This is a genomic window from Vibrio sp. OPT18 (genome assembly GCF_015163615.1).
Lineage (GTDB): Bacteria > Pseudomonadota > Gammaproteobacteria > Enterobacterales > Vibrionaceae > Vibrio > Vibrio coralliirubri.
The window spans coordinates 57,493-70,257 of the sequence record NZ_JADDYK010000073.1; the positions used below are offsets into that span (position 1 = coordinate 57,493).

Genomic DNA, 12,765 nt, shown 5'->3' on the forward strand with positions numbered 1-12,765 from the left:
ATGAAATTCTAGAATGCGATGTGTTCAACCCTCTTGAGCTCATCGAAATCATCACAGAGCAAGATCTAGAACCTCATGCAGTGTTCAGCAACAGCGACCACCTACAAACCTCAACCGCAATCTGTGCACAGTTCTTTGGCCTACCAGCTAAAGATTGGAATGTGACGCTCAAGGCGAAAAACAAATACTTAACTCGTCAGGTTCTCAACGAAAAATCGTTACCTAATACTCAGAGTGTTTTGTTAAGTCGAGAGAGCGCTCCTGTATTCGATTTCGATTTTCCTGTCGTTGCGAAGCCCAAGGAGGGCGTGGCTAGTTTAGACGTGCAGCGCTGCGATTCTGCGGCTGAGCTGGATAACTATTGCGATACGTTTTGGCAAAAGCACCCTACGACTCCCATTTTAGTTGAGGCTTTTTTACTAGGTCCGCTTATCACTGTCGAAACCATTGGCGACGGGGAAAATTTAGTCGCACTTGGTGGGTTCGATGTAGAACTCTCTGCGCCACCTTACTTCATCGAAACCGCGGCGAGTTGGAATGGTATTAACAGCGTTCACTACCGAGAAGAATGTATACGTCAGCTTCAAACATTTGGGGTGGGGTTTGGTGTCTGTCATAGCGAATTCATCATCACAGATTCGGGGCCGGTACTGGTCGAGATCAACTATCGAAGTATTGGTGATGGACGAGAATTTTTGCTTGATAACCTCTGTGGCGGGAATTGGTTCCATACCATCTTAAATCTTCACTTGGGTCACAAGCTCGATCCTACATTTCGTATTGATGGCAGTGCCCATGTGCATTATGTAGTGGCGCAACAAAGCGGTTTGATTGAAGGTTCATCAACCTCTTTCATTCACCAGGAGGGCGATATTGTCATTCAGCAGCAAGTGCTTAAAAAGGTTGGTGAGACGTTCCAACAAAGTTTCTCCAACAAGGATTACTTAGCGAGAATTTCGGTCGTTTCTCCTTCTGGTCAAACACTAGAACTCGCGCTACAACAGGCAATCTCTCGCTTCAACCTAACAGCAACAAACGAGGTAACAGCATGAATGAAAACGCGTTATACCTCACTCAACGCTTAGTCGATACTTGCTTGCGTGAAGATTTGTTCGGATTAGTTTCTCAAAGCCGATTTGAGTCTCAGCTCCCGATTACACTCAAGTTACCTTCTTATCCTCGTAATCAAATTTGGGCTATTTTTACGGGTTCAGACTTTACACTCTACTTGCCCGTTACTCCGAGTTATTACATGCAGCGTTGGGTATACGGCCAACCAGACGGCTCGAAAGGTGATGGTTGGCTCATCGAGAGGAATGGTGTCGTTGAAGCACAGCAGCACTATCAAGATTGGATCGAAATACTTAAAGCAAGTGCTCACGAAAGCTCGCATTCCTTATTAGATGGTTATTTGCAAGAACTCGAATGCGCAGAAAAACACAAAGGATTGTGTGATAGCGCCTTCAGCCAGCAATCCGAATCACTCATGCTGCCGATTTCTCAACTAGCACGTTGGGAGCAAAAGCTATTACGTGCCGATCAAATCGCATCCTATCTTGACCACCCCTACTATCCGACAGCACGTGCTAAGTTCGGTTTAAGCGATCACGACCTAGAGCAATTCGCGCCAGAATTTGCACAAAGCTTTGAACTTCGTTGGCTCGCAATCGAAAAGTCACTCGTTACATTGACCAGTCCACAACCAGAATGTTGGCCAACGATGGAGCAAGTGGGTCTGCCAGCCGATTTTGCTCTTAGCCATGAGTTATTCCCCGCACATCCATTGACACTAAGAAGTCTTGATGGACTTCCTGACGGTGTTATTGAAGCTCCGGTTGCGTATCTAGAGGTGACTCCAACTTTATCAGTACGTACTGTGGTCGTGAATCAAGCACCGCAGATCCACATCAAGGTGCCACTGATCATGCGATCTTTAGGTACTAAAAACATTCGCCTAATCAAACCCTCCACACTCTATGATGGGCATTGGTTTGAACGTTTATTGACACACTTAGAGCAAACAGATCAAGACTTACACGGCACGCTTTACCATTGTAATGAGAAACATGGCGGCCATGTTGGAGACGATAAAACCTTTGCTTACATTGTGCGTGAATACCCGCTGAGCTACTTCCAAGACAAAGCACTGGTGCCTGTGGCTTCCCTTGCCAGCCCAATGCCTGATGGACGTTTGTTCTTGGAACACCTCGCCGAACAGTATTATCAACAAGATACGCTGAATTGGTTTAAAGATTACGTTGATCTGCTATGCAAAGTGCACCTTACATTGTGGATTCGTTACGGTATCGCTTTGGAGTCTAACCAACAAAACGCCATCATCGCATTCGATGGGCAAGGCAAGATGACCTTAGCTATGAAAGACAACGATGCAGCGCGTATTTGGCCAGAGCGTTTCCAAACGTTTGAGCAACAATCACCCGTAAAATGCGAGCACCTTTTAGATCAACGTATCACAGTAGACAGCGAGCTCGCTCTTGGTCAGATGTTTACCACAATTACTTTGCAGTTAGACATTGCCGCGATTGTGGAAGCAATGGCGACGAAAGGAATCGCAACGTCAGCTTATCTGTATGAAATGGTTGCCAATAGCCTTTCCCAACAGCTTAGCCAGTTGGACAAACAAGGACACAACACCAAGCTCGCAAACGAGATGTTGTTTGAGTCACCCAACCTATACGCTAAGTATCTATTGAGCTCGGGTAGCTTGTTGTCTAAAGAGACATCTGGCGCAAGCGATATCAATAAGTTCTATGGCTTGTCAGCACCGAACTTTTTATTGCTAACCAGCGAAGAAACACAACACGCTTACCTTGAAAACATCAAGCAGAGCGTGAGTTAGCCCATCATGACCAAACTCATCTATTGCGTGCTTTTAAGCCACTTTATCGCCGCGTTTGCAGCCTTGGGAATGCCGTTGTTTTTGCCAATGGTATTGCCAACACTGGATGCAAACATTACTTCGGACTGGGCGGGGGTACTGTTCATTTTACCCACCTTTTGCACGGCCGTTGCGGCGCGCTTTTGGGGGCAGTTTGCTGATAAATATGGCAGACGTCGCTCTCTATTACGTGCTCAACTCGGGCTTGCAGCAGGCTTCGCGCTGTGCGGCTTAGCCGATAATCTCTCAATGTTTGTGTTTGGTCTTATCGTTCAAGGAACCTTTGGTGGCACCATGGCCGCCTCAAACAGCTACTTATCCAGCCAAATTAACGATGCGAAAACACTCGGTAAGTCACTTAATAAAACTCAGCTTTCTGCCCGTCTGGCGTTAATTGTTGCTCCGATAGGGCTTGGCTGGAGTTTATCAGAAACAAACCCGCTGAACGCGTATCTGTGGCTGTCTGCTTTGCCGCTATTCGCGCTAGTGATCACCTTAACATTACCCATTGATGACTTAGCGAAATCTAAGGGAACTGTAAAAGATCAGGCATCGAATAAAGCTCAATGCAGCCAAGCCAATTCGTTAAATACTCTTTATTGGGTGTTTGGCGCGCAGTTCAGTTTTGCTTTCGCCATGGTCGTCACGTTCCCCTATTTCTCGCCTTATGTGCAGCAATATGGCGTGACGAATCAAGCGTGGGTTGGGTTTTTGTATGCCCTCCCACATGGTGTTTATCTGCTCTTTGCAGGGAAAGTTCATCTGTTCTCAGAATGGATTGATCGCCACCAGCTTGAACGCAGTCAAGCGCAGCGTACTTTATGGCTGGGCTTTGGTTTGCTTTCACTCAGTGCCGCAATGCATCTCACTCCTTATCAAGAAGTGTTGATTATTGCTCGTATCGTTATCGGACTTGGCATGGTTTGCTGTTATCACGGCTTACATCAAGCGTTAGCAAACCAAATTGATCGACGACAAAGCGGCAAAGTATTTTCCCGCTTTGACGCTATGTCTAAATGGGGTGGCGTTGCGGCTGGGTTGAGCGCGTCTTCCATATCAAGCCAGGGCTGGCTTGAGGTTCCTTTCATACTTTCTATGTTGGTCAGTGGCATTGCTGCCATCGCGCTGATCATCCATTCAAAATTTGGACATCAACATGTTAAAGACTCAATTATCTCCAAGTGAATATTCCACTGAAGACCAAGTTCTTCAAAATAGTAAAAAAGTACTGCTAAACCGAGAAAAAGCCCAACTCAATACCATCATGGGCGTGGTGAACTGTTACTTACGTGAATACGCGATACCCAATGAGCAGGTTGATTGGCGCTACAGTTCAGCCTCTCTGCCTCAAACTTTGAAAAGAAACTACAACGCTCACCAGCGCGTGGCCATTCACCTACCTCACCAAAGTCAGCCTCAGAAAAATGGCTTGATGGTTTTACCTGTTGAATACACCAGCAAACTGGGAAAAGTGAAGCTCTACGATACACCTTGGGTCAAAATGCCCGGCACAGCTTGGTGTAAACTGGACGCAACGCAAACCCTGACGCTTCTACTCAGTTATCTAAAACAAGTGCTGACGATTCCATTCAATCACGAATTGATCGAGCAAATGGAAAACAGTTTGTTGATCACCGAGCAGTTCCTAAACTCAGACAGCTCACCGCAGCATCACAATGCGTTTATCGCATCAGAGCAATCGTTACTTTGGGGACATACTTTTCACCCAACGCCAAAGAGCCGGTCAGGTGTCTGTATCGATGATCTGCTAGCGTGCTCCCCTGAGGTTGGCGCTAAAGTTCCCCTCTATTGGTTTAAGGTGGATACTGCGTTGCTCGACGTCTTGAGTTCCGATGACCGAACCTCACCAACGACTATGCTTGAACAACTTGCACCTGACGAGGACAATTCAGCAACTACCATGCTTTACCCTTGCCACCCTTGGGAAAGTTACATACTTTTGCAAAACCCAGTGGTCAAAACGGCCATTGAACAAAGCAAAATCATCCCGCTTGGATTAGGTGGTGAAAAACTCTTACCCACCTCATCCGTGCGCACTCTGTATCACCCAGATATGGACTGGTTTGCTAAGTTCTCCATCAATGTACGTTTAACCAACTGTGTACGTAAGAACGCATGGTATGAGCTCGATAGTGCCGTTCAATTAACCTCGATTTTGTACCCAATTAAAGAAAGCGAACAGTTACGTAACCCTGTATTCAAGGTAATGACAGAACCTTACGCCACCACATTGAATCTAGAATCTGTGGCTGAACAAAAACATGCGGATGTTATTAAGGCTCGAGAGTCATTTGGTATTTTATATCGAGAGAATTTCACTTTAAGCGAAACCGATATTTTGCAGCCAACGTTAGCGGGTGCGCTCTTTGCTTACGACACAGACGGGAACAGTTGCATCGCCACTCAACTCAAACAAAAAGCGCAAACAACACAATCCCAATATGAAAGTGTCGCCACGCTATGGTTTGAGCGCTATCTGCATTGTTTGATTCCGGGCGTCTTTAACTACTACTTCAAACATGGGGTTGCGTTTGAACCGCACTTACAAAATACGTTGATTGGGTTTGAAAAAGGCATGCCGTGCTGTGTATGGATTCGAGACTTAGAAGGTACCAAGCTACTACGCGAGTTTTGGCCGTCAGAAACACTTCAGCAACTTTCAGAACGTGCTCGTCAATCGGTTTACTACAGCCGTGAGCAAGGTTGGAACCGTATCGGCTATTGCACCTTCATTAACAATATCAGTGAGGCGATTTTCTTTATCGCTGAGGGGAACTCAGCACTTGAAAATACGTTATGGGGAACTTTAAAAGACGCTATCGTCCGCTGGCAGTCGATCAATGGTCAGCAACCCGAACTTATGTCGTTGCTCAACGATGGTCATTTCCCTAGCAAAAATAACTTCACAACCCGTTTGATGAAAAATGCTGATAAAGAGTCTGGGTACACCCAAGTAGTCGCGCCTTGGCCTACTCATTCAAAAGGAGTTCACCATGCTTAATTCACCTCAACTTCCTGCGAGCATCCACCAAGAAATACAGCAATTGGCCAAGCAACAAACGCAACCATTATGTGCTTATCTTTATGACCTCGATGCATTGGAGCAGCACATCAAGCAGATGCGCCATGTATTACCAAAAAACGTAGATCTATTTTACGCCGCCAAAGCGAACCCTTCAGCGCCGATATTACGTACTTTAGCTCCTTATGTTGATGGTTTCGAAGCGGCATCAGGCGGAGAGCTTACACACCTCCACCAGCAACAACTCAATAAACCACTGATCTTTGGTGGGCCGGGGAAAATGCCAAGTGAACTGGAGCAAGCAATTGAACTCGATGTCGATGCGATTCATGTCGAAAGCCTCACTGAGTTACAACGCATTGGTGCTTTAACTCAGAGGTTGAATCGACCTGCTTCGATCTTCTTGCGTATGAACATAGACATTGGTGACATCACACTTAGCAAGTTAGCCATGGGTGGAAAACCCACTCCATTTGGACTCGATGAGGGTGAACTCAATAACGCCTTGATGTATCTGCGCGACTTTCCCTTGATCAAGCTAAAAGGCTTCCACTTCCACCTGATGTCGCATCAACTTGAAGTCGATCGCCACCTCGCCTTGATGCAACGTTATTTCCAAGTCGTCAAAGAGTGGCAAAAGACGTTCTCACTCGATGAGCTGATCATCAACCTTGGTGGAGGGATGGGAATCAATTACCAAAACCCGCAGCAACACTTTCCTTGGATGGAGTTCTGCGACAAGTTGGAGTTCTTGATTGCTAAAGAACATATGCAAGACTGGAAGCTACGTTTTGAATGTGGCCGCTATATCTCGGCACCGTGCGGCTATTACGTGATGGAGGTACTGGATATTAAGCAAAACCTTGGTGAGAACTTCGTGATTGCACGTGGTGGAACACATCATTTCCGTACACCGGCTGCACAAAACCATGATCACCCTTTTATTATCGTAAAAAGTAATCAACAACCCACCATTTCACATCCGATAAGCCATGCTACCGCCACACTAGTTGGACAACTTTGCACGCCAAAAGATGTTATGGCACGAAATCAACATATCGAGCAGGTCGATATCGGTGACTATGTGGTGTTCACTCTAGCAGGCGCTTATGCTTGGAACATCTCGCATCAAAACTTCTTAATGCATGAGCCTCCGGTGTTTCATTATTTCTAGGCACCCCGCTGTGCTCTATGATTTCTAACTGACGGTTTGAGTTGAAGATCCATAGAGCCAGCTAAAGACACTAAATGAAAAAGGCGTTAGTAAACTCAGGTCTACTAACGCCTTTCTTATGTTTATCTTAGCCCTTTGACCAAAGAGCTACAGCGATTGAGTACTCGAGTCCCCACAGTGATCGTAATGTAGAACCAAACCGTAGTTAATTCAAATACAAGCACTTAGCATTTTTCATCGACTGCGCAGCGGGAGTTGTACATGGACAACAGAATCACCATTTTAGAGTTTCTCAGAGTGTTCGATTGCATTCGCTCCTCGGGCAAGCAATTGGATAGCAAATATCAATTGGGCGAAATGGTAGCGTGGGACGACTACTATGGTTACACCTGTTGGTTGAGCTACCGAGACGTTACCGTGACCCTGATGTTCCACGGCTCATTGAAGATCGAATACGACAAAACCTCGAACTATGAAGACTTCATCAAGCGATGTTTAGCTATGCTTGAAACGGAACCCTCTCCATAAACTATCCATCGCTATTGAGTAAACAACGCAAAGCCTATGGGGAAGCAATGGAGAAAATGATGAACGGAACCAATTGTAAAACGCGGTTACCACTTAGGTTAACCACACCTTTAATCCTTCTACTCAGCCTACATTCGTTAAGCCTTAGGGCTGAAGCAACAGGGATAAACATGATCGACTTTACACAAGCGAGTGAGCATCAAAACTGGACAGTGACCAACGACAATGTAATGGGTGGCATCTCTACAGGCGGGCTCATTTATCTTGATAATATGAGTCAGTTTAGGGGCGAGCTATCGTTAGAAAACAATGGTGGTTTCAGTTCTGTAAAGCGCTCCATTGAATCACCAGCCCATGAAATAGATAGCGCAGAGCTAGTATTCGTTGGTGATGGTCGCACTTACCAACTGAGGCTCACAACATCGAAAGATGGTAATCGAGTTCAATACAAACACGATTTCGATACGATAAAGGGAGTGCGGCTTAACAAGGTGTTCCACTTCAATGATTTTCAAGCGGTGTTCAGAGGTCGGCTACTGAGCGATGCGCCGGAACTTAAGGCACGAGACATCAAACAAATCGGTTTTTTGATTGCAGACAAGCAGGCATTGCCTTTTGAGCTAGACCTAATTCAGCTTCACTTCAAAACATCGAAACCTATCACATCACCAGAAGCTGACTAATCTGACTAAACCGCAAACAAAAGCCCCTGACACCTTTTGACTAGCAATCAGATATCAGGGGCTTCTTCTATTTAAACCGTCAACGACTCAAAACAACGACGGATTAAAACATCAGCAATTAGTATTTGATGGCTGTTTTACCAATCGAGGCACTGCTTTCAATACGTTGGTGTGCATCTTTGATTGTATCCACACTAAAGCCATTTAGGGTCGTGGTTAGGGTCGTTTTAATACGGCCCGCATCAATCAGATTCGCTGCTTGGAATAGAATATCTTGCTGCTTCTGGATATCCTCTGTATTGAACAGTGAACGTGTGAACATCAGCTCCCAAACAAAGCCTGCTGATTTGCCTTGCAGCGCTGATAAGTCAATTCCACCGTCAAATTCAACAATCGAACTGATCATGCCTTGCGGTGCGATCAACTCAACCATCGCATCCCAGTGCCCTTTTGTATCAGCAACATTGAAGATGTAGTCGACATGTTGAATGCCTTGCTCTCGGACAGACTCAACAAGGTTACGGTGGTTCACCACATAGTCCGCTCCCATATCTCTTACCCACTGCTCCGTTTCAGGTCTTGAAGCTGTTGCGATAACATTTAGGTTGGTGAGTTGCTTAGCCAGTTGAATCGTAATTGAGCCAACGCCGCCCGCTCCACCAATGATCAGGATAGATTTTTTCTCTTCAGGACGAACACGCAAGCGCTCAAACAACGCTTCCCAAGCGGTAAGTGTCGCTAGTGGCATAACGGCTGCAGCTTCATCAGAAAGGCTCTTAGGCGCTTTAGCGGTAATACGGTAGTCCACAGCTTGGTATTCTGCGTTAGCACCCATACGTGTTACGTCACCCGCATAGTACACACGGTCACCGACTTCGAAACCTTCAACGTCAGCACCTTTGCCAACAACTTCACCGACAGCGTCGTAGCCCAGCACTTTTGGCAGCTCAAGAGTTTTATCTTTAGCATTACGAATACGAATTTTTGCGTCAGCAGGGTTGATAGAAGTCGCACTCACTTTCACCAGCAAGTCATTATTTTTTAGTTCTGGCTGACTCGTTTCAAACTCAAATAAACTGTCTTGCTCTGTAATCGCAAGTGATTGAGTAAATCCGATCGCTTTCATTTTTGATGGTACTGACATGGTGCTTTCTCCTTGAATTAGACGAGTTAATCTTAGTCAATTCTCACTCTAGATAAACCGCCTAATATTTGAATAATTCTCAAATAATTTTTGATAATGGTGTTGCCGTTATCTGGGTAATGCAGACATCTCACTGCATTACCAACGGCTTAGAGGTTAAATCAGGCCTTTCTCAATCAACCAATCATGTGTGACTTGATCTTGTGGTTTACCTTCACGGCAAACTTTGTAATCCAGCTCTGCGATGATATCGTTCGAGAAGCGCAGGGAATCCAACTTCTGAATCTGTTGTTCGCTGAACAGATGCTTCTTGTCGTCTCTTAAAAGAAGCACAGCTCTGTCCACTATTCCGAGTAGGCCTTTTGGTTCTTTGAGCTCACGAATATCGTAACGATAGTGCAAAAACTGAGGTTTCCACAGCGGCACTACCACCCACTCTTTGTTTGCGACTGCACTTTCAAAGGCACTGAAACAATCGTCTTCACTGCCAGGAAAGAACTCGTAGCCGGCATCGCTCAGGCCATAATCTTTCATCATCTGGATAGAGAAACGTGTGATACCAGCGCCGGGGTTGATGCCTTGGATGGTCGAGTTCATTTTCTCGACCACTTCAGCTTTTAATAAATCAGAGACTTCAGAAACCGCCGCTTCAGGCACATAGTCTGGTACGCCCCACAAGGCATAAGGTTCATAATGAAGTCCAAGCTCGATAAGTGGCTCAACTTCTTCAACGCCCGCTTTGTAGATACCGTGACTTGATGGCAACCACGCAGAAGAAAGCATATCCACTTGGCCTGTTTTCAGCTTTTCAAAGTTCTCCTGATGTGGAGAGAAAATACGCTCTACCTCAAAACCCATGGATTTCAATACATTGGCAACCAATGATGCGGTCGTACGGTGGAACGACAAATCCGTTACACCCATTGTGATTTTCTTAGTCATCTTATCCCCCTAGATCGTAGGTCTCGTCCATACGATGTGTACTGCGCTACGTTGTCGATATGGGAAAATGATAGTGAGAAAATTACTAATGAAAAACAGCCTCACATTTGAATTATTATCAAATTATTTTTGACAATTAAGTGTTTGAAGCTAACTTATAAGCGATAGGTAGAGATAACCCATCTGCAGATTGTGATGGGGAAATATCCCAACGCCATGTTTAGAACATAATTCAATACAGGTAGATAACATGCTTCTTGAAGACTTACAGGTCATTTTGAAAGTGGCGGAGTTTCGCAGTATCACCGCTGCAGCCACCAACCTCGATATGCGTACTGCCACAGCAAGTGCAGCGGTAAAACGTGTTGAAGCGGCACTCGGTGCTGAGTTATTTGTAAGAACCACGCGCCATCTGAGACTCTCTTCAGCAGGCGAGCGTTATTTACCGGAATGCGAACAAGCCTTAAAGATGTTGGAGCAAGCGAAGCTCAACATGCGCGAAGAGCTCGGTATTCTTGACGGTGAAATTCGCATTGCGCTTTCATCGGATCTAGGACGTAATCTAATCACACCTTGGTTAGATGAGTTCTTGCTTGAATACCCAAAGGCGACGCTTCGCACTAGCATCAGCGATAGCAATATCGACTTCTACCGAGATTCTGTCGATATGGCGCTGCGTTACGGTTCCCCGACCGATGCCAACATGTATGGTTTCAAGATATGCGATGTGCCGAGGATATTGTGTGCGGCTCCTGACTACTTGGCTGAAATGGGAACACCAAAACACCCGAGTGACTTAGCGCAGCACAATGGGTTGCTTTACCAACTCCATGACATGTTGCAAGACGAGTGGGTGTTTAACGATGGTACTCAAGATCATAAAGTGAAACTAAAAGGAAATCGCGCTTCGAACGACGCAGACCTTGTAAGACGTTGGTGTATCGCGGGTAAAGGAGTGGCAATAAAATCTTGTTTAGACATGTCACCTCATCTGCTTTCAGGCGAAGTGGTTAAAGTTATGCCTGAGTTTAAGCCGACCCCTACCGAGCTGTGGTTAGTGTGTCCAAGTCGTCAATCCATCACCCCGACTGTGCGTCTACTGAGAGATTTATTCAGAGAGAAGACCGCTGAGATCCTTTCGCAACTGAGCAAACAAGGCATTATACAAAGCACAACATCTTAAGCTTGAATGCCGCTTAAAGATAAGCAACAGAGAGACAAAAAAAGCGTTAGCGAACTAAATTCGCTAACGCCTTTCATCATTAGAACATCATAGCTGCATGATGAACCTTAATAAGAGTACTTAGTTTAATACTCTTAATACAAGAGCTTAGTTTGACTCGTCTTCAACATCGCAGTCTGCGCAGCACTGAAGAGCAATCTCATGTTCGAAGGTGATGGTGTCTTTACCTTCTTCTACTAGCTCTGCAATTTCGTCTGCCACTTCTTTTTCATCATCCGCTTCAATTCCGCTTTCTAATTCTTCTTCTGAATAACCAAAGAAGTTAAGCAGTAAGTACTCGCGAGCTTCTTCTTTCGTGCAAACCACGTCTGCTGAAAGATCTGGAGTAACCTCGCCTTGTGCAAGTGTCGCTGTCACTTGTGCGATAGCATCGTCTTTCATCGCAGGCGTTAACCAACCAAGATCAGTACTTACTGTCGTTTTTTTACAGTCGAAGCAAGGCAGTTGGTGAAAGTAGTATTGAAAGGTAGTCATAGGTAAATTCTTCTTTAAATGTTGTATAGCGAGATTATGCGCGTTTTGTAGCAAAATACTATCTCAATCACAACCTGAAACCGCTTCGTGCTAAGTATTTTTACCAGCGCCGCGCAAGCTGATGTGATCATCCCATAAAAGCGCTGTTTTACCCATACTTACTCAGCTTTACGCTTGTTTACATTTATACGGATAATATATGCCTCATCAAATAATAAGCGTGGTACCTCACAATTGCTTTGGCTCTTGCTTAGTTTCGTCGTTCCAGCTGTCAGCTTGAGTTCACGGCTTACTTAGCTACTTAGCTCGGATTTGTTTGAAATCGCTTTGTTTTCAATTAACTTACTTGCACTTGGCTTATTTTGAACCACGCTTATTTAAATCACCCCTTCTCGGATACCCAATCAATGATCATCACAAAATATCAAGCCCTTGCCCTTTCATCTGTTGCTTTGCTCGCAACAGGCTGCTCACCATCATCAGATACGCCTTCGGTCAGCAACATCAGTGATTACCGAGGCTCAGCGAGTATTACTCAGGGTGTGGCGACCACCGTTGAATCGAACCTCTTTGAGTGTGCAAACGGACGTAGCCGAGTGGCGGGCGTTGGGGAAATTACGGACTCAGAAGGAAAG

General features: G+C 45.4%; 11 protein-coding genes and 1 pseudogene. 9 read left to right on the forward strand and 3 right to left on the reverse strand.

What is annotated here, in order from left to right:
- The 7 genes from IQQ51_RS18415 to IQQ51_RS18445 form a co-directional block, all read left to right on the forward strand.
- Positions 1-1,052: ATP-grasp domain-containing protein (locus tag IQQ51_RS18415; protein ID WP_228012986.1), on the forward strand; the 1,052-nt coding region annotated here is incomplete at its 5' end.
- Positions 1,049-2,860 (forward strand): IucA/IucC family siderophore biosynthesis protein, encoded by a 1,812-nt coding sequence (locus IQQ51_RS18420; protein WP_193841774.1) that lies wholly within the window; start codon positions 1,049-1,051, stop codon positions 2,858-2,860. The genes IQQ51_RS18415 and IQQ51_RS18420, both read left to right, overlap by 4 nt.
- A gap of 6 nt (positions 2,861-2,866) precedes the next feature.
- Positions 2,867-4,084, forward strand: coding sequence for an MFS transporter (locus tag IQQ51_RS18425; protein WP_193841775.1), 1,218 nt, complete (start codon positions 2,867-2,869; stop codon positions 4,082-4,084).
- On the forward strand, positions 4,056-5,921 hold the full coding sequence (locus IQQ51_RS18430; RefSeq protein WP_193841776.1) for an IucA/IucC family protein: 1,866 nt from the start codon (positions 4,056-4,058) through the stop codon (positions 5,919-5,921). The genes IQQ51_RS18425 and IQQ51_RS18430 overlap by 29 nt, the downstream gene beginning before the upstream one ends.
- Positions 5,914-7,116, forward strand: coding sequence for a type III PLP-dependent enzyme (locus tag IQQ51_RS18435; protein ID WP_086775076.1), 1,203 nt, complete (start codon positions 5,914-5,916; stop codon positions 7,114-7,116). The genes IQQ51_RS18430 and IQQ51_RS18435 overlap by 8 nt, the downstream gene beginning before the upstream one ends.
- Positions 7,117-7,377: 261 nt before the next feature.
- The gene (locus tag IQQ51_RS18440) at positions 7,378-7,644 is read left to right on the forward strand and encodes a DUF3081 domain-containing protein (protein WP_193841777.1); all 267 of its coding nucleotides are present in this window, start codon (positions 7,378-7,380) and stop codon (positions 7,642-7,644) included.
- 47 nt (positions 7,645-7,691) lie between these two features.
- Positions 7,692-8,327, forward strand: a complete 636-nt coding sequence (locus IQQ51_RS18445; RefSeq protein ID WP_193841778.1) for a CIA30 family protein — start codon at positions 7,692-7,694, stop codon at positions 8,325-8,327.
- Positions 8,328-8,445: 118 nt separating this feature from the next.
- Here IQQ51_RS18445 and IQQ51_RS18450 read toward each other — a convergent pair whose 3' ends face one another.
- Both IQQ51_RS18450 and IQQ51_RS18455 read right to left on the reverse strand, forming a co-directional pair.
- Positions 8,446-9,471, reverse strand: coding sequence for a zinc-binding alcohol dehydrogenase family protein (locus IQQ51_RS18450; RefSeq protein WP_193841779.1), 1,026 nt, complete (start codon positions 9,469-9,471; stop codon positions 8,446-8,448).
- Between the two features lie 156 nt (positions 9,472-9,627).
- The gene (locus IQQ51_RS18455; protein WP_193841874.1) at positions 9,628-10,395 is read right to left on the reverse strand and encodes a glycine betaine ABC transporter substrate-binding protein; all 768 of its coding nucleotides are present in this window, start codon (positions 10,393-10,395) and stop codon (positions 9,628-9,630) included.
- Between the two features lie 268 nt (positions 10,396-10,663).
- On the opposite strand from IQQ51_RS18455, the gene IQQ51_RS18460 reads away from it, so the two are divergent.
- Positions 10,664-11,596 (forward strand): LysR family transcriptional regulator, encoded by a 933-nt coding sequence (locus tag IQQ51_RS18460; RefSeq protein WP_193841780.1) that lies wholly within the window; start codon positions 10,664-10,666, stop codon positions 11,594-11,596.
- 147 nt (positions 11,597-11,743) lie between these two features.
- Here the strand turns inward: IQQ51_RS18460 and IQQ51_RS18465 are convergent, their stop codons facing one another.
- Positions 11,744-12,130 (reverse strand): hypothetical protein, encoded by a 387-nt coding sequence (locus IQQ51_RS18465; protein WP_048606034.1) that lies wholly within the window; start codon positions 12,128-12,130, stop codon positions 11,744-11,746.
- A 407-nt stretch (positions 12,131-12,537) separates the two neighbouring features.
- On the opposite strand from IQQ51_RS18465, the pseudogene IQQ51_RS27350 reads away from it, so the two are divergent.
- Positions 12,538-12,765 (forward strand): annotated as a pseudogene (locus IQQ51_RS27350) (hypothetical protein); the annotation flags it as partial.